This is a genomic window from Parvimonas micra (assembly GCF_021300775.1).
Lineage (GTDB): Bacteria > Bacillota > Clostridia > Tissierellales > Peptoniphilaceae > Parvimonas.
This window is the reverse complement of sequence record NZ_JAJTJP010000002.1, coordinates 391,358-416,268: the sequence shown is the minus strand read 5'-3', so window position 1 is coordinate 416,268 and position 24,911 is coordinate 391,358. Positions and strand designations below refer to the sequence as shown.

The 24,911-nt window shown below is 27.7% G+C and carries 19 protein-coding genes; 2 read left to right on the top strand and 17 right to left on the bottom strand.

The window, feature by feature from the left end; all coding sequences use genetic code 11:
- Positions 1–371: 371 nt before the first annotated feature.
- A complete protein-coding gene (locus LW893_RS05245) occupies positions 372–1,226 on the top strand; it encodes a hypothetical protein (RefSeq protein ID WP_233056240.1) in 855 nt (284 codons plus the stop codon).
- A 71-nt stretch (positions 1,227–1,297) separates the two neighbouring features.
- On the opposite strand, the gene murI is transcribed toward LW893_RS05245, so the two are convergent.
- The 12 genes from murI to LW893_RS05185 form a co-directional block, all read right to left on the bottom strand.
- The gene (murI, locus tag LW893_RS05240) at positions 1,298–2,119 is read right to left on the bottom strand and encodes a glutamate racemase (RefSeq protein ID WP_233056239.1); all 822 of its coding nucleotides are present in this window, start codon (positions 2,117–2,119) and stop codon (positions 1,298–1,300) included.
- 1 nt (position 2,120) lies between these two features.
- Positions 2,121–2,960: a 4-(cytidine 5'-diphospho)-2-C-methyl-D-erythritol kinase gene (gene ispE / locus LW893_RS05235; protein ID WP_233056237.1), complete on the bottom strand. Its 840-nt coding sequence runs from the start codon at positions 2,958–2,960 to the stop codon at positions 2,121–2,123.
- A 360-nt stretch (positions 2,961–3,320) separates the two neighbouring features.
- Positions 3,321–4,076, bottom strand: a complete 756-nt coding sequence (locus tag LW893_RS05230; protein WP_233056235.1) for an acyl-CoA dehydratase activase — start codon at positions 4,074–4,076, stop codon at positions 3,321–3,323.
- Positions 4,076–5,245: a double-cubane-cluster-containing anaerobic reductase gene (locus LW893_RS05225; protein WP_233056233.1), complete on the bottom strand. Its 1,170-nt coding sequence runs from the start codon at positions 5,243–5,245 to the stop codon at positions 4,076–4,078. The genes LW893_RS05230 and LW893_RS05225 overlap by 1 nt, the downstream gene beginning before the upstream one ends.
- Before the next feature lie 214 nt (positions 5,246–5,459).
- Positions 5,460–6,221: an ABC transporter ATP-binding protein gene (locus tag LW893_RS05220; protein ID WP_233056232.1), complete on the bottom strand. Its 762-nt coding sequence runs from the start codon at positions 6,219–6,221 to the stop codon at positions 5,460–5,462.
- The gene (locus LW893_RS05215; RefSeq protein WP_233056230.1) at positions 6,221–7,243 is read right to left on the bottom strand and encodes an ABC transporter permease; all 1,023 of its coding nucleotides are present in this window, start codon (positions 7,241–7,243) and stop codon (positions 6,221–6,223) included. The genes LW893_RS05220 and LW893_RS05215 overlap by 1 nt, the downstream gene beginning before the upstream one ends.
- Positions 7,244–7,254: 11 nt before the next feature.
- Positions 7,255–8,334, bottom strand: coding sequence for an ABC transporter substrate-binding protein (locus LW893_RS05210; protein ID WP_233056228.1), 1,080 nt, complete (start codon positions 8,332–8,334; stop codon positions 7,255–7,257).
- A 278-nt stretch (positions 8,335–8,612) separates the two neighbouring features.
- A complete protein-coding gene (locus tag LW893_RS05205; protein ID WP_233056226.1) occupies positions 8,613–9,689 on the bottom strand; it encodes an ABC transporter substrate-binding protein in 1,077 nt (358 codons plus the stop codon).
- Positions 9,690–9,979: 290 nt separating this feature from the next.
- Complete coding sequence (locus tag LW893_RS05200) at positions 9,980–12,886, bottom strand: insulinase family protein (RefSeq protein WP_233056224.1); 2,907 nt, start codon at positions 12,884–12,886, stop codon at positions 9,980–9,982.
- A gap of 8 nt (positions 12,887–12,894) precedes the next feature.
- On the bottom strand, positions 12,895–14,022 hold the full coding sequence (locus LW893_RS05195; protein WP_233056222.1) for a M20/M25/M40 family metallo-hydrolase: 1,128 nt from the start codon (positions 14,020–14,022) through the stop codon (positions 12,895–12,897).
- A 1-nt stretch (position 14,023) separates the two neighbouring features.
- Positions 14,024–15,394, bottom strand: a complete 1,371-nt coding sequence (locus LW893_RS05190; protein WP_233056221.1) for a UDP-N-acetylmuramoyl-tripeptide--D-alanyl-D-alanine ligase — start codon at positions 15,392–15,394, stop codon at positions 14,024–14,026.
- 2 nt (positions 15,395–15,396) lie between these two features.
- Positions 15,397–16,470 carry a D-alanine--D-alanine ligase family protein gene (locus tag LW893_RS05185; protein WP_233056219.1) on the bottom strand — a complete coding sequence of 358 codons (1,074 nt, stop codon included), beginning with the start codon at positions 16,468–16,470 and terminating at the stop codon, positions 15,397–15,399.
- 552 nt (positions 16,471–17,022) lie between these two features.
- On the opposite strand from LW893_RS05185, the gene LW893_RS05180 reads away from it, so the two are divergent.
- A complete protein-coding gene (locus LW893_RS05180; RefSeq protein WP_233056217.1) occupies positions 17,023–20,088 on the top strand; it encodes an N-acetylmuramoyl-L-alanine amidase family protein in 3,066 nt (1,021 codons plus the stop codon).
- Between the two features lie 68 nt (positions 20,089–20,156).
- Here the strand turns inward: LW893_RS05180 and LW893_RS05175 are convergent, their stop codons facing one another.
- From LW893_RS05175 to LW893_RS05155, 5 genes are all read right to left on the bottom strand, one after another.
- A complete protein-coding gene (locus LW893_RS05175; protein WP_233056215.1) occupies positions 20,157–20,927 on the bottom strand; it encodes a TIGR02206 family membrane protein in 771 nt (256 codons plus the stop codon).
- Positions 20,928–20,929: 2 nt separating this feature from the next.
- A complete protein-coding gene (locus LW893_RS05170; protein WP_233056213.1) occupies positions 20,930–21,856 on the bottom strand; it encodes a C39 family peptidase in 927 nt (308 codons plus the stop codon).
- Positions 21,857–21,859: 3 nt separating this feature from the next.
- Positions 21,860–22,930 (bottom strand): peptide chain release factor 1, encoded by a 1,071-nt coding sequence (prfA, locus tag LW893_RS05165; protein ID WP_233056211.1) that lies wholly within the window; start codon positions 22,928–22,930, stop codon positions 21,860–21,862.
- A gap of 377 nt (positions 22,931–23,307) precedes the next feature.
- Positions 23,308–23,715 (bottom strand): hypothetical protein, encoded by a 408-nt coding sequence (locus tag LW893_RS05160; protein WP_233056209.1) that lies wholly within the window; start codon positions 23,713–23,715, stop codon positions 23,308–23,310.
- Between the two features lie 66 nt (positions 23,716–23,781).
- On the bottom strand, positions 23,782–24,867 hold the full coding sequence (locus tag LW893_RS05155) for an MGDG synthase family glycosyltransferase (RefSeq protein WP_233056207.1): 1,086 nt from the start codon (positions 24,865–24,867) through the stop codon (positions 23,782–23,784).
- Between the last annotated feature and the right edge of the window lie 44 nt (positions 24,868–24,911).

The following is a 24,911-nucleotide window of genomic DNA, read 5'->3' as shown; positions in this document are numbered from 1 at the left end:
GCCAGGATCAAACTCTCTATTAAAAGTTCGTCTGCTCTCGCTGACTTTTTGTTACACCAAATTATTGTTTTTCTTTGTACTCTCAAAGTTTTTATCACTATATGAAATTGTTAATGTTTCACAACAACCATTACATTATACAACATCTTTTTTTGGTTGTCAACACTTTTTTAAAATTTTTTATTAAAAATTTTCAATAAAAGTGACCCAGTTTTCACTGGGTCTTTATTATATCAATTATTTTATTTGTTGTCAATACTATTAAGGATGTTTTTTTTATTTAAAAGTTGTTTTTTTATTTACAATTTTTTTATATTTGTGTTATAATTAACAAGTAATAAATTTACAACTATTTTAAATTGGAGGTAAGTATGAAGAAATTTTTTAGAATAGTATCTTTATCATTATTAGTTATTATTACTACTACAGCCTGTTCTGATAACAAAGTTATAGATTCAAATAAAAAAGCTAAAGAAGAAGCTCAACAACTTATTAAAGATTATGAAAACAAGGGGACCCTAACTAATTCTAAAAATAAGTTAAATACTCAAAATCAACAAAAGCAACAACAGCAACAAAAGAAAGTTGTTAAAACATTGCCTGAACAACTTGAGAAAGAAAAGGCAATTCGTCAAGAAGAAGCTAAACAAGGTGTTACTGTTTCAAATAACAAAGATTATGATTATTATTATGACCAAAGATTATCTGGTAAACACCATGTTTTAAATTGTGTTCCTACTTGTACAGCAATGATTTTAAAGTACTTAGATCCTAATAGTAAGGATACAAGTGAGTCTTTAAGAAATGAATATGAAATTGATGGTAAAGGTTGGAATCCTGACATATTTTTAGATGTATTAAAGAAGAGAAATATAAAATATATCGCCTTTCCTCATAAGAATGCTGAGCAAACTGATATGATGGTTCGTAGATATATAAAAAATGGTTATATAGCAATGTTCTTCTCAGATATGCATAAAATATATGGAGTACGTAACAATCCTAGCAAACTTGGAAAAAGTCATAACGATCCGGAAGTTGTACGACATACTTATATAGTTAAGGGTTATAAATATATAGATAACGAACTTTATTATGAAATATATGATCCTGATTCAGGAAACATAAAAGATAAAAGTGGCCAACCTATCGGAAAAAATAGATACTATAAAGCTTCTGAAGTTATTAGTTCAATAATATGGCCAAATGTATTGTTCTTTAAATAATTATTTAAACAAAAACCGACTATTTTTTAGTCGGTTTTATTTTTTATAATTCTAGCAAAAAGCTCTACTTATTATTTTTCATCTATCTGCTTTTCTTTTAAATCTATTTTCTTTATTATAGGATTTTCAATTTCAATAAAATCTAACAAATTCTTTTTAAATTTATTTTCATCATCTGTTATATAAAAAATATTATCTTTTACATTTATATCTTCATTTAAAAGATTGTTCATTTCTAAGTACTTTTTCATTTCGGCAGCAGTTTCCTTAGCAGGATTTACTAATTTAATTTTATCTCCAACTACTATGTTTATAGTGTTTTCTAATATTGGATAATGAGTACAACCCATTACTAATGTATCTACATTCTTATTTATTAATTCTTCTAAATAATATTTTGTTGTTTCCAATGCGATATTTGAATCAGATAACCCTTCCTCTACTATTGGTACAAATAAAGGACAAGCTTTAGAATAAACTATATTCTGTTCATTTTCGCTTTTTATACATTTTTCATAAGCTCCACTATTAACAGTCGCATTTGTCCCTATAACTCCAATTCGATTATTATTAGTTACTTCACTTGCCATTTTGCTTCCAGGGATTATAACACCTAAAATATGCATATCGAATTCTTCTTTTAGCATTTCTATAGCAACAGCAGATACTGTATTACAAGCTATAATCAAAGACTTTATATCTTTTTTATCTAAAAAACTAATACATTCTTTTGAGAATTTTTTTATTGTCTCTTCACTTCTACTTCCGTATGGAACTCTTGCTGTATCTCCAAAATATACAATTTTTTCATTTGGTAGTATTTTCATTAACTCTTTTACAACAGTTAACCCACCAATTCCAGAGTCAAAAACTCCTATCGCTCTATTATTCATTTTATTTCTCCATTGTTTTTACTAGAAAAGTATTATTATACTTTCCTTTGAAGTAATTATAAGCTTTATTTATATCCTCTTCATTTTCAAAAATCCCAAACACTGTTGGACCTGAACCACTCATAAGTGCTTTTATAGAATTGAACTCGCACATTTTTTCTTTAATATCTTTTATTTCAGGACAATAACTAATTGAAACCTCTTCCATTACATTATATAAATTATTAAAGAACTCTTTATAATTTTTGTTTTTATAAATCTCTACAAGTTTATCAACCCTGTTGCTATTACCAGTTGGTATAATGTTAGAATACACATAAGGTGTAGATATTTCAACGCCATTATTTACTATTAAAATATTTGTAACTGGTAAACTCTCTAAAATTTCAAGTTCATCACCTATTCCTCTTGTTCTTGCAGTTTTTCCAACAAGTAAATAAGGAATATCAGCACCTATACTTCTACCAATCTCTTTTCTATCTTTTAGACTCATATTAAGTCCTAATATTTCATCAATCATTTCAATAACTACTGCAGAATTTGTACTTCCTCCTGCAATTCCAGCAGCAACTGGAATGTTCTTTTCTATATATATTGAAAATTTTTCATTGAATTTATACTTTTCTTTCAAGGCAATATAAGCCTTATAAACCAAATTATTCTCATCTAAAGGTATATCTTTTGAATTTGAAGTAATTTCAAAATGATCAGATATATTAACTTCAACTTCATCATACAAATCTATTAATTGCATTATTCCATCTATATTATGATAACCATCTTCTCTTTTTTCTATTACATCTAAAGTTAAATTTATTTTTGCATAAGATTTATTTTTCATAAAATCCTCTCTATTAAACACTTTAAAATACTTTAAAAATATTTTACCATACTTTTAATTAAAAGACAAAATTTAAATTTTATAACTTTTTTTATTTTTTAAAAAACTTTTAAAAAACTGTTGACTTTTATTAATAGAAGTGATATACTTTGATTAAGTAAAATAGTATCACTTAGAATTGAAGATACTTTACTCTAAAAGATAAGATAAGATAACATAACCTATATTACTCATTATGTTTAATGAGTTACTCTCTCCAAATTACGGTGTACCCCCAAATCACCGTAACCATTAAAAGAAAGCTTATGGCTTTCTTTTTAATTTAACTAAAAAAAGTTCTGTATTAACAGAACTTTTTATCTACTTACCCATTAGTGCTGCTCCTAAAGCTCCAGCAAATCTTCCAAGCTCATGAGTTCTTACTTCTTTGCCTAACATACTACTCAATAGCTCAACCATATAAGGATTATTTGAAAATCCTCCAGTTAAAAAGTATAAATCCGCTTCATTTCTAAACTTCCTAGTTTGTCCAACAACCTTATTTGCTATTGAATGAACAACTCCACTAGCAATATCTTCTTTAGCTCTTCCTTGTCCCATCAAAGAAATTATCTCAGATTCAGCAAAAACAGTACATGTTGAGCTAATAGGAACAGGAGTTCCTACTTTTGATAGTTCAAACATTTCATCTAATGTAACTCCAAGTCTATTACTCATAACTTCTAAGAACTTACCAGTTCCAGCAGAACATTTATCATTCATTATAAAATCACTAACTAATCCATTTGAGATATTTATAATTTTTGTATCTTGTCCACCTATATCTATAACATCACAATCACTTTGCAATAAATAAATAGCACCTTTTGAATGAGTTGTAATTTCAGTAACTACTCTATCAGCATAAGGAACTGAGACTCTTCCATATCCTGTTGCAACTACAAAAGAATTATCTACATCATATCCATTTTCTACTAGATTTTTATAAATTTCTACAGATGTTTCTTTGCTATTCCAACCAGAAGGCATTAAAATTTTATAAACTATCTCATCTTTTTCTTTATCATAAACAACAACTTTAGAAGCTGTTGACCCTATATCAATTCCAATATTCATTATATCATCTCCAAAAACGCTTCAATTCTAGTTGAAACCTGTCCAACATCAGTCATAGAGTAGTCAGATTCAATATACATATATGGTTTACCTTTCTTCTCAGTTACAAACTTTTTAACCTTTGTTGATTCAACTGCAAATGTATGACAAGCTTGTAGTACAATTTCAATAACAGCATCAACTTGATATTCATCAATAAGAGTATCTAGATCTTTGAATCTCTTTTCATTTGGAGTCATAACAGAACAACTTAAATTAAGATATTTTTTCGCAATTGCTTCTATAGGATTTTCTATTGTTTCATCTATTAATTCAAGTTTCTCACGAACTCCAGAACAGTTTTCATAAACAACAATATCAGCTCCAGCCTCTTCAATTCTTGTAAGAATTTTTTCACGAACTCCTCCTACAGGACATCCTGTAATTAAAATTCTTGGTCTGTTAGTTTTTTTTCCTTTAAGTTCTTTTTCCCACAATTCATATATTTCTTTTGTTTTTTCAACAATACTCTTATTTTTTTCTTCCCTATCAAAATTAAAACCAAAAGCATCCTGAGTTCCACTCATAGTTACACCACTTAAAGGAGATGGATTTAATTTCCCAAGTTCAAAAAAGTTTTTTAAATTTCTTCTTTCTTGATTTCCTATTTTTATAGCTTCCCATAGTTTTTCATCAGTTATCTCAACATCGAATTTTTCTTCTAATCTTCTCTTTAATTTATAGATTTCATTTGTCCATAGTTTAAAAGATAATTCATCTGTATTATTTTGTGGTAATTGCATTACATGAACATCTTTAAAATCACCCATTAGTTCATACATCTTTTTCTTTCCATCACAAGTCGTTTCTCCAATTATTATATCTGAAAAATAAAAATATGGGCAAGTATCACTAACTGCAAAACCATAGCTTGATTTTATAAGTGGGCAAAGATTTTTTGGTAAATCTCTTTCTGCATATTTAATAGAATCTTCAGTAGTAGCGCATAAGCTAACCGGAATAAGTCCCGCTGCATAAATAACTTCTTGCGGTGTATATGTACAAAAAATACCGGCAACATTTTTTCCAGATTCTTTTAATTCTTTCATTTTTAAGAAACCATTTTTTCTAGTTTCATTAAAATCATCAAATTTACTCGGAAGTTTTATATTGTTTCTTTCTTCTTTCATAGCATCTCCTTTTAATAAATTATTTTTAAATATTTCTAATTAAATTATATATTATTTAATTCAAAAAGTTAAATTCAATTTTCTTATTAGATAATTGTTATTCATAAGAAAAGCCTATTATAAGCAAAAAAGACAAGCCACTGACGAACTCATCTCTTTTGCGAATAGGAACATTATATAATTAAACTAAAATTTAAATTTATATACAACTTCACTAAGTTGTAAAATTAAGAACATCTAATATATGTTTTCTATGCTCAATAAATTCATCACTATTTCTATTTCTAGGATATTCCATATCTATCTTAATATCCTCTTTTATAACCCCAGGTCTTGGTGCCATAACAATAACTCTAGTTCCAAGATAAATTGCTTCATCCACATCATGAGTTACTAGCATAAACATCATATTTTTATTTGTCTTCCACATTTCTATTAATTCATGTTGAATATTCATTCTTGTAAAAGCATCCAAAGCACCAAGAGGTTCATCAAGCAAGAACACTTCAGGTTCAGTTATCATTGTTCTTATAAGAGCAACTCTTTGAGCCATACCCCCTGAAAGTTGATGAGGATAGAAATTTTGAAAATCTTCCATTCCAATCATTTTGATAAATCTATCAACTTTTTCTTTATTATCTTTTAATTTTCCAGCCATTTTAAAACTAAACTCAACATTTTGTCTAAGCGTTAACCAAGGAAAAAGTGTATGTTTTTGAAATACCATTCCTCTATTAACATTTGTACCATCTATAACTTTTCCGTTAAGTAAAAGCTCTCCTGCAGTTACAGGAATAAGTCCTGAAACCAATCTTAATAGAGTTGACTTTCCACAACCTGATGGCCCAACAATACAAACAAATTCTCCCTCTTCAACTGTAAGATTTATATCGTGAAGAACTTCAGTGATACCTTTATTATCGAAATTAGGAAAAATTTTTGTTACATTTTTTAATTCTAATTTTCTTTTTTCCATTATTGTATCACTCCTTCTTGCCACTTAAGAACTTTCTTTCTAATATAACCCAAAGCAAAATTTACTACAACAAATATAATACAGATTATAATAATTGCACCATACATATTTGAAAACTTCGCCCAGCCTCTTTGCCATGTTATATACCAACCAAGTCCTGATTCAACCCCTATCATTTCAGCGGCTAAAAGAGAAACACAGGCTGTACTCATACCCATAACTAGACCTTGAAAAATATGTGGTAAAGCTGAAGGAATTGCAATATTTAAAATCAATTGTCTCTCACTAGCTCCTAATGTTTTTGCAGCTTCATAATAAGAAACATCTATATTTTTAATTCCAGTATAACTAGACATAGTTACAGAAAACCATACACCAAGCGCAATAACTATTACAGCTCCCTTGAAAAGAGAACTAGCAAATACCATGATAACAGGTATCCAAGTTATTGAAGGAATCGCTCCTAACAATTTCATAAAAGGAGAAATCCAATAACTTACAATTTTACTGTAACCACATGCTATACCAGTTATAAGTCCTATTAACACACCCCAGAAATATCCTGTAAATAATAACTTTAATGAATTCTTAATACAGTCTAACAAATACGCTTGATCTGTTAACATTGCATTTAAAATATTATCTACCCAGGGAAAATAAGGCAGTAATAATGAATTTGTCTTTAAAGTCGCATAATCATATATCATTAACAAAATATAAACAAAAGTCGCAAATGGGGCGATATGTCTAATTCTATAATACACTCTCTTTATAAAAAACGATAAAATCCCTAACACCAAGAATATAATTAGTTGAGCACCTAAAAATATTCCATATACATCTGTAATTAAATTGTTTCCATAATTAGGGACATAATAGTACTCTAACAGAGCAAGGATAATTGAAAAAACAGGTAAAAAAAGTATAACTTTATCTAAAATCTTACTCAATTTACTCTTAGGTTTTTGTTCAATTTCCCTTAATTGCTCTTTAGTTAAACTCTTTAAATCTATACCACTCATACTAACCTCAATTATTTTTTAGCTGGTCTCCAGATTTTTGACAAAGTTTCATTAGTGTCAAGTTCTGATTTAATAAGATTGAATGCTTTATAATCATCTAATACATTAATTAATGTTTTTTCAGTTTGTTCATCAGATACTTTAAAGTTATAAGTTTTTAAGAATTTAGTATCTTTTTCAACATCTCCAGAACCCCAGTTGTTTTGATTTATAATTTCTGAAGCTTCTTTTTTATTTTCTTCAATCCAATCACTAGCTTCTTTATGAGCTTTAGTTAATTTAGCAGCTGTAATAGGGTTTTCTTCAACAAATTGTTTATTTAAAATAAGTACACAACATGGTTCTGTTTTGAAATCATCATCAAAAGTAATTGAACGAATTGGTCTTAAAATACCTTGATCAACAAATTTTTGAGCAAATTGATCTGAGAACATAGATGCTTCAACTTCACCATTTTGTAATGCTTGAATAGTAGCAGCATTTTCAATTACTTTAAATTTGATTTTTGTATAATCAATCTTATCTCTAGCTAAGAATCTAAGAGTTATATTATGGTCTGAGCCACCAATCGCATCATGAATAGCAATACTTTTTCCAATTAAATCTGATGTCTTTTGATAAGGTGAGTCTTTAAGAACATAAAGAGATTTACATCCTGTTTGTGCAGCTCTTGTAAATACGGCATTAACTCCATTAACAGCAGGAACTACTGAAGTTGAAATATGGTCTGTATTAGCATCAGCCTTACCAGTTCCAATAGCATCCATTGCGTTAGGAATATTTTTAATTTCTGCTTCAAGTCCTTGTTTAGCTAAGAAACCTTTAACTTGTGCAATCCCTAAACCTGAAGTACAAAGTCCTCCATTATATGCAAAAACTAACTTAGTACCATAACGAGGTTCTTTTTTCCATTTTTCCTCTAAATCAGGATCGTTTAAATCAACATCTGCAATAGTCATTTTCTTTTCATTCTTATCATCTTTCTTTTCTGTTGTTTGTTTTTCATCAGCTCTTTTTGCTGTCTTTCCACAACCTGAAACACTAAACAACATTGCTGATAGCAACAATATACTTATCCCTTTTTTATTCATATCTAATCCTCCAATATTGTATTGTCAAAACTTTGTTAAACTATGTAATAATATTAATTGTTATTTAATAAATTTTTGACTAACTAAATTATATCATGTATAGTAATTAAGTCAATGATTTATATATATTAATTCTTTATAGTAATACTAATATTTATAAGTAAAGCTTATGAAATAGTTTTTCTTAAATATTAAAATTTATATTAACGTAAAATTTAAAATAATAAAAAAGAGTTATAATATAACTCTTTTTTTAAAAACAACTTAATTTATTCATATTATTTTTGATTAATAGGCTTCCAAACTTCTTTTAAGATATCTGTAGCTTCTTTATTCTTATCTATTAATCCGAAGTTTTTATAATCTTTTACAATATCATTTAAAGATTTTTCAGTTTGTTCATCAGATACTCTAAAGCTGTAAGCATTTAAAAAATATAAATCAATATCTCTATTACCTGAACCCCAATTGTTAGCTTTCACTATATCAGCAGTTTCTTCTTTATGATCTTCTACCCAATCACTTGCTTGTTTATGCGCTTCAGTAATCTTTGCTGCTGTTATAGGATTTTCTTCAACGAACTTCTTATTTAATATAAGTACACAACATGGTTCAATCTTAAAATCGTCATCCCAAGTTATAGAACGAATCGCTCTAATTATACCTTTTTCAATGAATTCTTTTGCATATTGATCAGATAACACACATGCACTTATTTCTCCATTTTTCATAGCTTGAATTAAAGCTGCACTTTCAACCGGTTTGAATTTTACCTTTGTTTGATCTACATTATCTTTTGCGAAAAATCTAAGACTTATATTATGGTCTCCAGATCCTATTCCGCCATTAACACCAACAACTTTTCCCTCTAAATCTTTTGTTGACTTTATTTCGGATTCATTTAAAACAAACATAGTTCTACATCCTGTATTTACAGCTCTTGTAAAAGTGATATTTAATCCATTGATAGCTGGAACTAGAGATGTTGAAATATGTTCAACCATAACATCTATCTTCCCAGTTGCAATAGCATCTTTAGGTTCCGGACTATTAACTACTTCCGTTTCTATACCTTGCTTTGCAAAATATCCCTTTGCATGAGTAACACCCAAAGTAGATGCACAAAGACCTCCATCAAAGTTAATTATTATTTTTCTTCCATAAGCAGGTTCTTTTTTCCACTTTTCTTCTAAATTTGGATCATTCAAATCAACTTTCCCAATAGTCAATTTATTATTAGTCTCTTCAGTTTTTGTTTCAGCTTTATCATCTACTCTCTTTGCAGTCTTTCCACAACCTGAAACACTAAAAAGCATAGCTGATAATAACAATATACTTACTCCTCTTTTATTCATATCTAATCCTCCAAATAATATTAATCAAATATATTGTTAAAATATATAATAATATATTTTCTTATCCAAAATATATTTGATTAATAAAATTATATCATCTAAAGTAAATTAGTCAATAATTTGGTTATAGTAATTTCTTATGGATATTCTTTATCTATAAGCTTTGTTTATTAACGTTTTTAAACTCATATAAGACAAACTAAAAAATTTAAAATATTAATATTTGTTATATGTAATCTAACATCTTTTGTAAATTAAAAAGAAGGTTAAGTTAAACTTAACCTTCTTAGTTATTTTTTCAAAACTACAATATTATTAAATTCTTCAGAATTTTCTTTTATTTTATTAGTATTACCTACAACAACAAATGAATCTTGACTTAATGTTTTGTCAATTACATTTGAAAGCTCTTTTAAATCTTCTAATTTAGCGTTTAGAAGTTGTTCAAGATATAATTCTAATTCTTTTTCGTTAGAATCTGTAATATACATAATCATTGAAGTATAACCCTTATGTTTTGGAGTTAGCAATGGATTAAAATCTTTTACCAATGAAATTTTGAAGCTTTCTAAATCTTCATCAGATATTTCCATTTCTGAAACATAATTTCCAACAGAAGCAAATATTTCTTTTGTGGATTTTAAATTTGGATCTCTATAACTAAACATTATTATTTCACTATCTTTAGTTATACTAAAACCAGCACCATAAGCTCCACCAATAGCTCTAATATTATTGTGCATATGAGTTGTACTCAATATTTTTGAAAGCAACGCAAAACTTCCAGAGTATTCAACCCCATATCTCTTCATATCTCCAGCAAATGTAACATAATTTACATCAGATGATGTTGCAATCCCCTCTTTTAAGTTTTCTTTTTCAAATGTAAAGTCATAAGATGAATCTTCAATATTTGGAAATTCTCTTACTAATTTTACAAATTCTCTTTCAATATTTTCGAAATTATCTTTTGTTGTAGTTATATTTACGATAGATTCATTTAATTTAAACATTCTATTGTAAACAAATTCCATTTTTTCAATTACATTATCAATTCTAGCATCAAAATTATCAGCCAAATCTTGAATGAATTTCAAATAGTCAATTCCTTTAACTTTTTCATCATAATATGCCTTATTAGAATAATATGATTTAGCTCTATTTATTCCGTATATATGTCCAGCACCTATAACATCTTGTTCTAATTCACCTTTTATAGCTAAAACTTCTTCTTTTATTCTATTCTTATCTGTAAACACAGTTTCTGTTAATAAGATTTTTAAAAGCTCTATAGTTTCTTTTAATTTTTCTGGGAAGAATTTTACGCTTACTATGAATTTAGGGACAAATTTTTCTCTATTTTTAGAATTTGTCATAGTTGTAATTGATGTTGAGATTCCACCACAACGTAAAAATGTTTCAACTGAAAAATCCTTATATGACATTGACTTTTTATCTAAAGATTTAAGTAAATTTTCAATTAATGAAGCATATACTATTTCATCTTTAGAAATGTGTTTTAAGTCAAAACAAATATCCACATAACTTATTCCAGATGTGAAAAGATCATGTTTTAAAACTGTAACATCTTCTGTTTTAGTAATCTCATTAGGAATTTTTAAAGTTTCCTTATCAATATCTTCAATTTTTAATTTTGGAATTGTAGCTTTTTGTTCTTCTGTACTTTCAGTTTGTTGATATTCAATCAAATTCTTAGTATTTTCAATAATTTTTTCCAATTGAATTTTATTTAAAGACTCTTTATATCTCTTTAACCATTCTTTTTGAGCTGCATCTTTTTTATCATTTAGACCAGCACTTGGAGCAAGAACTATAAAAGCTTTATGATTGTTATTTAATACATTTTCTTCAATAATTCTTTCTAACAATCTATTATTTAAAATTTCTTCTCGAACTTTAGATAATGTTTCATCAAAAGAAAGTGAATCCATTGGATTTTTACCATATAACCAATTATCACATACATGGAATAGACATTCTATTCCAGCAGTTGTAGAATTTAAAAGCTCTCTAATAGAGAATTCTGTACTATTTAAAACAGCCATTAATTTATCTTTATCAATTCCATTTTTTACAACTTCTCTTAAAATGTCTTCGACAACCTCTTTAAATTTATCTAAATGTTCTCTTTCAGAATTTACTATATATACTCCAAAGCTTGAATATTTTGTAGATTCCATAGAAATAGAAGCAACATCTTCACATATATTAGCTTTTAGAAGAGCCTCTTTTAAATAAGCTCCTTGCATATCAATTAAGACTTCATTTAATAATTTTGAAATTATACCATCTTTTAAGCCTTCACTTTCTCCAAAACAAGAAACATAAGCTAAGAATGTCTTATTGCTAGTATCTTCATCTTTAGAAACTGAATATTCATCAAAAACATTTTTAGGCTTTTCAAAAGCTTTTTGACTTCCTTCAAAATTATCCAATTCTTCTTTTTCAAATTTTGAAAGATATTCTCTATCCAAAAATTCAAGTCTTTCTTCCATATCACAATCCCCATATAAATAAATATATGAGTTTGATGGATGATAATATTTAGAATGGAATTCACAAAAATCTTCATAAGTTAAATTTGGAATTTCATAAGGTTCTCCACCTGACTCTTTAGCATAAACTGTATCAGGACAAAGAGCGTTATTAACTTTATAATATAGAGATGTTTCAGGAACCGAATATGCTCCCTTCATTTCATTATATACAACACCTTTAATGTTTAGTTCATCTTCTTCATTTTCTAATTCATAATGCCAACCTTCTTGCATGAAAATTCTTCTATCTTCTTTCATAACAGGATAGAAAACAGCATCCATATATACGTCCATTAAGTTTTTGAAATCTTTGTCATTTCTACTTGAAACTGGATAAACAGTCTTATCAGGAAAAGTTAAGGCATTTAAAAAAGTTGCCGTACTAATCTTTACCATATCCATAAAAGGTTCTTTTGTTTTGAATTTTCTTGATCCAGATAGCACACAATGCTCGATAATATGGCATATTCCGGTATTATCTTTTGGAATAGTTTTAAAACCGATGCAAAAAGTTTTATTATCATCTTTATTTTTCATCAAGAAAACTCTAGCACCCGTTTTTTCATGTTCAAGTAAAACACAATCAGAATTTACATCCTTAATATGTTTTTCTTGCAATAATTTATATCCTTTATACATATTTCCTCCTATTTTGTAATGAATTCTAAAACAGCCTCAGCTGTTTTTTCCATATCGGAAATAACTAAATATTCTTCAATCGTATGGATTTTATACATTCCAACTCCTAAAATAACTGAATTGAATCCATTTTTTAAATAGATATTTCCATCACAACCTCCACCAATTTTTATTGGTTTCGCAACAACTCCAACTTTATTATAAGCATCTAAAACTCTATTTAAAAGTACATTACCATCTATTTGTTTTAGTGGCGGATAATCATATTCTATACCTATATTACATTTAACTTCAAATTCTTTTGCTGTCTTTTCAAAAATATCTACATAATTATCAACATTTTCTTTTGCTTCATCTTCATTTAGACATCTTACTTCCATTCTTATTTTACAATCTTTAGGAACAACATTTGTTGGAAATTCAGATATTATACTACCAATGTTTGAAGTAGTATAATCATTAAGTCTTCCTATCCTCATCTTAGCAATAGCATTACTCATAGCTAAGATAGCACTTCTACCTTTTTCAGGTTCAATACCAGCATGTGCAGAAGCTCCTTCATAATGAACATTAATCTTATACATACAAGGCCCTTCAACTGCTACAAGATCCGCTCCTCCTCCATTATCAAGAACAAGCATATCTTTAGCCGGTGTAAATTCATCAGGAATTTCTTCCCATTTAATAGATTTAGCACCTAAAAGACCAACTTCTTCAGAAGGTGTTATTACTGCAAACACATCATTATGAGGTAAATTATTTTCAACTAAACTCTCAAAAGTTTCTAGAATAATCGCAACTCCACCTTTATCATCTCCACCAAGAGTAGTTTCTGTTCTTGTTTTAACAAGTCCATCCTCAACATAAACATCTAAATCCTTTGAAGGTTCTACAACATCCATATGTGCAGAAAGTGATATTGCCTTTAAGTTAGTATCATCACAATTTTTTTCTATTTTTGCAATTATAACTGGTGTATTACCACCATATTCAGCTGAATGGTCATGTAAAATATATTTAACACCTAGTTTTTCTAATTTTTCCGTTATATATTTCATAACATTTATTTCATTTCTTGAAGGTGAATAAATCTTTACTAAATCTAAAAATGTATTTAAAAGTCTTTCTTTATTCATACTAAATCTCCTTTAACATATCAATGATTTTTTCAAGTTTCATTCCACGACTTCCCTTAACCATTATTAAAGTATCTTGAGAAAGAATTTCTTTAACTTTCTTTACTACTTCCTCATTAGTATCAAAGTGGAATAAGTTATTTACATTGAAATTTCTATTTGCTCCATTGTATATTTCTTTAGCTAAATCTCCAATACAAATTACATAATCAATTTTATTTCTATCTATTTTTTCTCCAACTGCAAAATGTAATTTTCTTTCATTTTCACCAAGCTCAAGCATATCTGATAGAATTAAAATTTTATTCTTATATCCTCTCATAGAATAAACTGTTTCTATACAAGAAGTTAAACTTTGAGGATTTGATTTATAGCAATCATTTAGTATATCAAAACTTGGTAAATGCATAAGCTCCATTCTCATTCCTGTAAGTTTAACTTTTGCAAGTCCCCTTACGATATCAGCATAATTCATTCCCATTAGTCCTGCAATTGCAATGGCAACTGATACATTATATATTTGATGTTTTCCAATAAATGGAATACTATAAGCATATTCTCCAATAGAAAAACTACTTCCCTCTTCATCTGAACGAATAGGTCTTATAATTACATCAGAATCTTCTCTTGTTCCAATCTTAATAACCTTTTGAGGAATTGTAAATTCTTTAATAACTTCTCTTAAAATATCATCATCATTATTGAAAATAAAAACTCCATCCGGTTTTAAACCTTCTAAAATTTCAAACTTTGCTCTAGCAATATTTTCTTTAGTTCCAAGTTCTTGTAGATGGCTATCTCCAATATTAGTTATTACTGCAATATCAGGTTTTGCTATATTAGTTAGAGTTCTAATATCTCCAAAACGATCCATTCCCATTTCTAAAACTACAGCTTCATCATCTAAATCCATTTCCATTATAGTTTTAGGAAGTCCAATATCGTTATTTAGATTCTTTGCTGTCTTATGAACTCTAAATTTTTCTTCTAAAATTGACGCTAAAATATCTTTTGTTCCTGTCTTACCATTTGATCCTGTTATTCCAATTACCTTTGCTCCAGTAGCAGATAGATAACTATTTGCTAGTTTTTGATATGCTTTTAATGTATCATCAACTATAATAATTCCTGCATCAAGATAAGGAGTAGGATGTTTTTTATCCCATAAAGTAGCAATCGCTCCTTTTTGTATAGCATCAAAGACAAAATTATGTCCATCAAATTTTTCTCCAACAAGTGGAATAAATAAATTTTGTACTTTTATATCTCTAGTATCTGTAGAAACTCCTTCTACAACTTTATCCTTCATACTTATAGTAACTAAATTACCACCAACTATTTTTGCGATAGTTTCTAAAGTTGCTTTTAACATAATTACCCCCTATTAGTTGTTAAAGAATCTTTTTCTTTTTTATTTTCAATCGCAAGTTCAATTAACTCATCTAAAAAGTCTCCATAAGTTTTATTGAAAGTTTTCATATACATAGCTGGAGCCATAGAAACAGCAGTCATTCCCGGAATTGTATTAATTTCATTAACTAGCATTTTTCTATCGCTATCTCTTACAAAAATATCTACTCTTGCAAATCCTTTACAATTTGTAACAGCATAAGCTCTTTTTGCAACAGACTGAATTTCTTTGATTTCTTCTTCAGATAAATCCCAAGGGATGATATGGTCAGTCGTTTCATCTAGATATTTTGCTTCATAGTCAAAAAACTCTCTAGTAACTTTTACACCCCCAGGTAATGTTGCCTTTAATATATTATTTCCCATTACTAAAACTTGAAGTTCATCACCAACAACAGCTTCTTCTGCTAAAACTCTAGTATCATATTTAAAAGCTTCAACAAGTGCATCTTCAATTTCTTCTTTTTTAGTTACCTTGGTAACACCAACACTTGAACCTGCATTACATGGCTTTATAAAAGAAACTTCTCCTATTTTTTCAAGGATATTTTTTATTTGTAAATCTTTATTCTTATCAAATTCATATTTTGTAACTAAATAATACTCTGGTTGTAAAATACCATTTCCAGCAAAAACATCATTAGCAGTACCCTTATCCATACAAACAGCAGAAGATAATACATTATTACCTACATAAGTAAGATCCATTATATCAAAGAAACCTTGAATAGTTCCATCTTCGGAAAAAGTTCCATGCATTGCAGGGAAGAAAATAGCATTGTCATTTACAAAATCTTTTGCAAAAAATTTAGAAATTGAATCCGCAACATTTCCACTACCTTCAACAACAATTTCCTTATCATCTTCTATATTTTTTGTATTTTCTCCTAAGTAATTCCATCTTCCACATTTATCTACATAAATAGGAAATATCTTATATTTATTTCTATCTAAATTATTAATAACAGACTTTGCAGTTAAAACTGAGATTTCATGTTCAGCACTTTTTCCGCCATATAATAAGTATACATTCTTCATAACTAAAACTCCTTTTTTTACAATATATAATACCATATTATAGTATACCATAAAATTTAATATTTTTCATAATTGAAACAAAAAAACTTTGGCATTGTCTTATAAATACATATAAAAACTATTTTTAATCAAAAAAATTTCACTTCCATAAAAATTTTTTAATAATTATTTAATTACATTTAACTATATATGCTTTTATCATATTAGACAGCTAGATTATAAAATCTGAATTATACATTTATAAAAATTTCTATTAGATTTATCATAATAAAGCAATAACCTAATCGTTGTAAATACTAAATCAAATTTTAGAAATATTTTATATAAATAAATTCTATTAACAAATATATTATAAGTTATAAATTTAACTAATATATTAGATATGTATAAAAATTAACAAGATTGTTGTTATTTATATGTTCTTGCTTTAAAATAAGCAAATTGACATTCTATTTTCCAGATAGTGGATTGTATAGTATTTATAATGTTATTGAAAAAAATACTCATTCAGTATACAATCATATAGTAAATATTAATTTTATGGAGGAAAGAATGAAAACAAAAAAAAGTGTTTTTAAAAAATTCATAGCGATGTCATTGCTTTTAAATTTAGCATTGACTCCTACAGTTGCTGTTATTGGCAATACAGTATACGCTGAAAAGTCAAATACATATGAAGACGAAAAACTTCCTGACTTTTGTTTGCCTGCTATCGACAAAAAAACAGGAAAAAAAATAACTAAAGAAATTACTTTAAAAGTAAAAACTCATCCGGAATTTGCGGATTGGGGAGAAGACGAATACGAAATTACTAGTGTTAATGGCGTTTTTGACTTTACAGAAGTTGAAGATAAAGGTAATCTTTATACTATTGAAATTGTTGGAAATACAGACTATCAATTTTCAAATATTAAAAAAGATAAAAAAGATCTTTATATTTTAAAATTTGATGAATTAAAAAAGACTATGCGTACTTCTAACTTCAATGGTGATGAAGTTCAAATTAATAGTATAATTTTTGAAAAAACTTCAAATAATGATGAAGAAGAAAAAGAACCAGAAATTGAAAACAAAAAAGTAACAATTCAAGATATTGATGTTGTATTTGAAGATGGAACACCAGTTCCAGACGGGATAAATTTCCATACTTTTAACAAAGAAAACAAGGATATGGAAGACTACGTAACTAAAAACGGAAAATTAAAAGGCGTTGAAGCTCCAGTTGGAAACAGAATGAAATTAGGTATTTCAACTGATAAAGATAAATATACTTTAAAACTAGATAACGAATACGGAAATTACATTTGGTTTAAAGCTAATAAAGATGGAATTGCAAAATACTACGATGAAGTATCTGGAAAAACTTCAAGTAATGAAGTTAAAAAATTAATTGTAGTTAAGAAATCTGATTTAGTTGGTACAAAACCTGAAAACGGAAAATTAACTAAAAAAGTTCTTGAAGTTTTTGATACAACTACACATAAGACAGTTACTGAAGATAATGTAAAATTCGTGGTAACTGGCGGTGGAGAAGTTAAAGAATTTGTAAGCAAAAACGGAAAAGTTGAATTAGAACTTTACAAGAATACTGATTATACTATAAATATAGTTAGAGCCCTTGAATATACTTTTAAAATGAATGGTTTTAAATTCAGAATAAATGACGATGATAGTGTTGTAACAGATACTAAGGAAAAAGTTGAAAGACTTAATGTTTATCAAGGTTCATACTTAGTTAGAATTTATGTTATTCATGGTGGAAAACATGTAACAAAATCTATCGATTTTAAAATAGAAGAAATCGGCTCAGATTCAGTTCAAATCAAAAGAAATGAAAATAACTTCCTTAATTTTGATGCTAGTATTGGAAAATCTTATAAAATAACTATGAAGGATAAAGATTCTGAATACTACTTAGAAAAATCAATAGAATTTACTGTTGTAAAAGATCCTGAAGATGGTTTATATTGGCCAAAAGTAGCAGAAGGTGATTCTTCTCAAGGAAAAGATAGAAAAGTAAAAGCTGTATTTTTAAAACGTTATGACGGTGTTGGAAATGACATTCCTGGCCTTGGTGGTAATGATTCAGAAACTCCATGTCCAAGCTGTCCTGATAATTCAAATGATGTTTGTGAAATAAGCAAAAGCAAGGTTAAAACATTACCTATTACAGTAAAGCTTCCTGAAGGTGCAGATAAAAAAGATGTTAAATTCAAATTATTTAACTCAAGTAAACAACGTTATGAAGGAGAATTCTCTCTTGACGAAAATGGTCAATTACCTTCCCTTGAATTATTCGAAAAGAACTCTTATTTCTTGCAATTAGTTTCATTTAAATACTTTATGCATAATAAACATTTTGAAGCAGCAAAAGAAGGACAATTCCCTTATGCATTCAAAGATAAAAAAGAATTAAAAGAACTTGTTGTTAAAGAAAACACTTTTAAAACTTTAAATGACGGAACTTATGAAATGGATATTAAATTTGTTAAAGATAATAGACCTCTTGTAAATGAAGAAATTCAATTTATTAGTGAAAATCATACTACAAAGGCAACAACTGATGAATTAGGTCATTTAAAAGTTAGATTGATGGAAGATGTAACTTATGTTACTAAGCCAACAAACGAAAAATTAATTATTGATACCTTCCCTCTTGTTGTAAAAGATAAGACTGAATGGGGTGTTCCTGGAATCAAATATGTTTTTGACCATTCTTCTTGTGGAAGTGCTGAAGTAATTAAAGTTAAAGATAAAATATTGGGAAGAACTAATGGTTCTATTACTTGTAAACCTGGTAATTCAACAATTAAAGGTATGGATTTCAAAGATTTATTCTTAATTAGTAACCACTTAGATAAAGCTGATTATCAACAATTAAAGGATAAAGATGTAATGGTATTAGATTTAGTTTTAGTTAATACTTTAAGACAAAATTGCGAGAGAACTAAATTAGCATACGGAGAATTCGAAATCCTAAGAAGAGTTGCTGCAAATAAAAAAGTAGTAGCAGTTTATTATTTAAATGGAGATAAAAAAGAAGACTTAAAATTTGAACAAAGTAATGATATAGTAAAAATTTCAGATGTTCATAGCATAGGAATTTATCCTCTAGTTATAGAGTATGAAAAAGCTGGTTTAGATTTCCCGGATAATAACAAACAAGAAGTGAAAAATGAATGGAAGTTAATAAATGACGAATGGTACAGATTTGATAAAGATGGAAATATGATTAAAGATAGTTGGTTTGAAGAAAATGGAAAATGGTACTATCTTGAATCTAATGGAACAATGTCAAAGAACGAATGGGTATTAGTAGATGGAAATTGGTATTTTGCTAATGCTAGTGGACGTATTGCATCTAACGAATGGTTTATAGTTAATGGTAGTTGGTACTTCGCTAATACTAGTGGACGTATTGCATCTAACGAATGGTTTATGGTTAATGGAATATGGTATTTTGCTAATGCTAGCGGACGTATTGCTGCCAATGAATGGTTCATGGTTGATGGAAATTGGTATTATGCCGAAAATGATGGACGTATAGCTCAAAGCAAAACACTTAATATAAATAATGTAAATTATACTTTTGACTCAAATGGTGTATTAGTTAAATAGGAATAAACCCTCAAACATTCTATTTAAAAAGAAAAAGTACTGACTTAATTGTCAGTACTTTTTTTATTTTAATTTTCTATTTTTCTATGTGATAATTTTAATTTTCCATCTCTTGATTTCATAAAATATGAATGAACAAGATATAAAGAAAAGTTCAACATTAACATCATTATTGCTATATATGTTATTGGATGCAATCTTTCTGCCACTTCTTTAAAAATTGGTGGTTCTGATAAGAATGCGTAATTAGATTTGCTAATACTATTAAAAATTATAACAGCTATATGCAAAACATTTGTAAAAATGAATACTTCAGTATATTTCTTAAAGGATATTTCTATTTCTTCTACGAAGAAGATATAACAACTTACCCAAAGTAATAGTATATGTCCTACAAAAAAACTTACCCAAGTATAATGTGGGAAGATAAATCTATCTAAATCAGGAGATATTAAAGCTACAATTGAGCCTACAAACCCTAAATATATACCAATTCTCTTAGATTTATTATTATTAAAAAATACACCATATATTATGCAAATAATAGCAACTCTACAATCATATAGTGGCAAACTTGTCTCTATTGAAAATGCACCACTTGTTATATACCATCCATACAAAATTACTTGTTGTAAAAATAATAACACAACAAAAAATTTTAAAATATTTTTATTACTATTTTTAAGTTTATCTCTATAAATATATATTAAAATTGCTCCAACAAAAGCAAATATAACTAGAAAAATATGGGTAAATCCAAATTTTTCTATATCATAACCTTCTGGTTTTGATCTAAAAAAATAAGCAAAAAATTCTAAAATTCTATTCAAAAAATTCAAACCTATTCTCCTTTATAATAAGACCAAGAATTTTTTATTTGTTGTTTTAACCTTTCAAAACTCCATTTTTCACTTGTATTTGTAGGACTGTTTGAATCATTTATGATGAAATTTCCATCGTCATCAACTCCTATTATAACAATATAATGTCCAATTGATGAGAAATCTCCAGGGCCTACATTAGCGATTATTGGTCTACCATTACTTAACTCATTTTTATAAATTTTTTCATCAGTTGATAATTCTTTAACCTTTATTCCATATTTTTCTGGAACTTCTGTAAAATATTTCCATCCCGTTCCAGCTCCTTCAGCATACTCTTCATACTTTGCCAATTCCACTGGTGTTATTGAGTCATCTTTCAATAATCCAGATATAACCATTGCCATAGAAGTTGGACCACATCCATTTATAGCAATATTTTCACTAGTATATTTCTTTTGTCCCCAACGTCTATCCCATTGCAAATAATAAGGAATATCTCTCTTGAAATCAACACTTTCTCCAGTAAATTCATCTACTGTTCTATTCTCTAATTTATCTTGTATAAATAATTTAGCTTCTGGATTTCTATATAGTAAAGCTAAATAGCTTAAGCTTAATTTATCTTTGTTTTTTAAAATCTCTTTTACATCAGGATCGTCACTATTTTTAAGACCTTCAAGAATAGTTTTTTCTGTTAAAATACTATTTGGTTTTCCTGTATTAACATTTGTAGATAGTTTGCTGACATCTATTCCATTTGCATTTATATTTTTTGTTTCCTCTTGTGTACTGATACTTTCAGTTTCAACATTTTTCACTAAATTATCAATTTTTTCAGATTCATTTTTAGCAAAAACCAAATTAAAAAATACAAATACTCCAAATACATACAATACAACATAAATACCAAATCTAGTTAATTTATTTTGTAAAATACGTTCCATACACTACTCCGCAATCGCCAACATTTTCTTAGCCTGATCACTAGTAATTAAAGCATCTATCATATCACCTATATCTCCATTTAAGAAACTATCTAGTTGATAAATAGTCATATTAATTCTATGATCTGTAACTCTTCCTTGTGGGAAATTGTAAGTTCTAATTCTTTCAGATCTATCTCCTGAACCGATTTGAGATTTTCTAGCATCAGCAATATCTTTATTTTGTTCTTCTTGATACTTTTCATAAAGTCTAGATTTCAAAATCTTCATTGCCTTATCTTTATTTTTAAGTTGTGATTTTTCATCTTGGCATGTAACAACAAGTCCTGTTGGAATATGAGTAATTCTAACAGCAGAGTCAGTTGTATTTACACATTGTCCTCCGTTACCACTTGCTCTATAAACGTCTATTCTTAGATCATTTTGGTTAATAACTACGTCAACATCTTCAACTTCTGGTAAAACTGCAACTGTAGCAGCTGAAGTATGAATTCTACCACTTGATTCAGTTGCAGGAACACGTTGAACTCTGTGCACACCACTTTCGTATTTTAATTTTGAATAAGCTCCTTGACCTTTAACTAAGAACACAACTTCTTTAATTCCACCAACACCTTGTTCTGAAATACTCATTATTTCAGTTTTCCATCTTTGCTTATCAGCAAACATTCTGTACATTCTAAGAAGATCTTCTGCAAATAGTCCAGCTTCATCTCCACCTGTACCAGCTCTAACTTCCATAAATACGTTCTTATCATCATTAGGGTCTTTTGGTAATAATAAAATTTTTAGTTCTTGTTCTTCTTTTTCGATGCTATCTTCAAGTTCAGAAATTTCTTCTTTTACAAGATCTTTCATATCGTCATCTAAACCTTCTTTTAACATCTCTTTATTTTCTTCAAGTTCTTTTTTATGTTTTGAATATTCTCTATATTTTTCAACAATTGGCTTCATATCGCCATGTTCTTTTGCAAGTTTTTGCCAAATATTCATATCTTTCATAATTTCAGGATCTATGATTTTCTTTTCAAGTTCCTCAAATTTTTCAATTAATAATTCTAATTTATCAAACAAAGTATATCTCCCCTTTTATAACTACAATTAACTTTAATTTATCTCAATTTTTATTTTCACATAATATATAGCTTTATCAAAAGGCATAAAGCTATATACATTATATCATATTTACTATGTTATTGTAAATTTTTTTGGCTAAAAAAACAGCTATGTAAAACTACATAGCTTATTTTTCTATAAATTTTAAGTATGGTATAAATATTAGTATAATTGTGATTAGTGCTTTATACTATTTATTTTAAACTAAATTAAAATAAATTTACTTAAGAAGTAAATCTATTTCTTATTTACCCTACATTTTACAAATTATTTATGTTCAAAGAAATTTATCCATAAAAAAATGAGAGTTACACACTCTCATTAAAAATGCTATATTATTTTTTTTCTTCTTTCTTTTCAACTTTTTCGCCTCTTGATTCTTTTACGTTGTTTACGTAATTTTCAGCGGCATCTTTAAGTTTAAGAACGTCTTCTTTACCCATTTTGTCTTCTTTAACTGAAGAAATTAAGTTAGCATATTTGTTTTCAATGCTTTGTTTATCAGAATCTTTTAAATTAGGAATTTCTAATTCAATTTTCTTTTGTTCTTCTAAAGCTTTAATTGTAGCTGCTTTTTCTTCTTCTGAAGCTTTTTCAACTTGTTTTTCTTCTTTCTTTTCTTCTTTCTTTTCTTCTTTCTTTTCTTCTGCTTTCTTATTTTCAGCTGGTTTTGATTGACAAGCAACCATTGAACCCATTAAGAAAATAGCCATAGCAGAAATTAAATATTTTTTAATTTTCATAATAAACCTCCTAAAATATATGTCCAAACTGCATTATACTATAAGATATACCTTTTGTCAATGTATTTATATAATTTTTTCAACTAAATCAGCAATCTTATCTACTGAGAATCCTTCAGCTATATCTTTCATATTTAAAGCCATATATTCAACTCTTCTTCTATTTTTATAAAACTTTGTTACTTCCTTTACAACTGCATCAACTCCATTAGCGTAAACGCCAATTTCTTCCTCTACAACGAAATTTCTATTTTCTTCTTCATGTCCAGGAATATAGAAAGGAATAATTAATGGAATATTCTTAATTATTGCCTCAGTAAGTGTTAATCCACCAGGTTTAGTAATTAAAATTTGATGTTCTTCCATAAGTTTTGCAATTTCATTAGTATATCCAATAAATTCTAATCTATTTTGATTTACAAAAAGACTATATTTCTTTTCAAGTTTTTCTTTTAATTCTTCGTTTTTACCACAAACCATAGTTAGTTTGATGTCATCTGCAATATCCAATATTGGCATGATGTATTCAGAAAAATCATTCATTCCTAAAGCACCAAATATTGTTAAAATGTTAAACCCTTCTTTTTTGTCATAGTGTCTTTCCTTAAAACTATCATCAATTGGAATTCCATAAGCAAAAATTTTATCTTGTTTTATTCCATCATCAATCATCTTATTTCTAGTAAATTCACTAGCAACAATATAATAGTCAACATAGTCACTAAAATACATTTTGTGAGTTACATAGTCTGTGATTACAGAAATAAAAGGTACATCATAATAATCTTTTTGCTTTATATGTTCCATTATACCTATTGCAAAAACATGAGTTCCTATAACTACATCTGGTTTTTTCTCTTCTAAAATTGGTAATATTTTATTACTTAGTACATTTAAAATTGGTTTCGAAAAAATATTTTGAGACTGTGTAATATTTGTGCTCTTGTAAATTAGTCCATAAATTTCTGGAGTTTTAGTTACTATTCCCAGATATCCACCAACAAGTAAATTATCTAATTTTTCAGAAATCTCTTTTAAAAGATCAATTTCATTTACCTCAAAACCTCTTTGTTCAAGCTTTTCTTTTATATTGTTAGCAGCTTTGTTATGACCTCCACCAAAAGATGCTGTTAAAATTAAAGCTTTTTTCATCTTTTACCTCTCTTTGTAAAAAGAGTCGGAAAATTTTTCCGACT

Bases quoted from the DNA above. Each gene is read 5' to 3' on its own strand.
- LW893_RS05210 (WP_233056228.1), bottom strand. From the start codon at position 8,334: ATGAATAAAAAAGGGATAAGTATATTGTTGCTATCAGCAATGTTGTTT.
- LW893_RS05170 (WP_233056213.1), bottom strand. From the start codon at position 21,856: ATGGAACGTATTTTACAAAATAAATTAACTAGATTTGGTATTTATGTT.
- LW893_RS05245 (WP_233056240.1), top strand. From the start codon at position 372: ATGAAGAAATTTTTTAGAATAGTATCTTTATCATTATTAGTTATTATT.
- LW893_RS05200 (WP_233056224.1), bottom strand. From the start codon at position 12,886: ATGTATAAAGGATATAAATTATTGCAAGAAAAACATATTAAGGATGTA.
- LW893_RS05180 (WP_233056217.1), top strand. From the start codon at position 17,023: ATGAAAACAAAAAAAAGTGTTTTTAAAAAATTCATAGCGATGTCATTG.
- LW893_RS05195 (WP_233056222.1), bottom strand. From the start codon at position 14,022: ATGAATAAAGAAAGACTTTTAAATACATTTTTAGATTTAGTAAAGATT.
- LW893_RS05160 (WP_233056209.1), bottom strand. From the start codon at position 23,715: ATGAAAATTAAAAAATATTTAATTTCTGCTATGGCTATTTTCTTAATG.
- LW893_RS05185 (WP_233056219.1), bottom strand. From the start codon at position 16,470: ATGAAGAATGTATACTTATTATATGGCGGAAAAAGTGCTGAACATGAA.
- LW893_RS05205 (WP_233056226.1), bottom strand. From the start codon at position 9,689: ATGAATAAAAGAGGAGTAAGTATATTGTTATTATCAGCTATGCTTTTT.
- LW893_RS05225 (WP_233056233.1), bottom strand. From the start codon at position 5,245: ATGAAAGAAGAAAGAAACAATATAAAACTTCCGAGTAAATTTGATGAT.
- murI (WP_233056239.1), bottom strand. From the start codon at position 2,119: ATGAATAATAGAGCGATAGGAGTTTTTGACTCTGGAATTGGTGGGTTA.
- LW893_RS05230 (WP_233056235.1), bottom strand. From the start codon at position 4,076: ATGAATATTGGAATTGATATAGGGTCAACAGCTTCTAAAGTTGTTGTT.
- LW893_RS05190 (WP_233056221.1), bottom strand. From the start codon at position 15,394: ATGTTAAAAGCAACTTTAGAAACTATCGCAAAAATAGTTGGTGGTAAT.
- ispE (WP_233056237.1), bottom strand. From the start codon at position 2,960: ATGAAAAATAAATCTTATGCAAAAATAAATTTAACTTTAGATGTAATA.
- LW893_RS05155 (WP_233056207.1), bottom strand. From the start codon at position 24,867: ATGAAAAAAGCTTTAATTTTAACAGCATCTTTTGGTGGAGGTCATAAC.
- LW893_RS05215 (WP_233056230.1), bottom strand. From the start codon at position 7,243: ATGAGTGGTATAGATTTAAAGAGTTTAACTAAAGAGCAATTAAGGGAA.
- LW893_RS05220 (WP_233056232.1), bottom strand. From the start codon at position 6,221: ATGGAAAAAAGAAAATTAGAATTAAAAAATGTAACAAAAATTTTTCCT.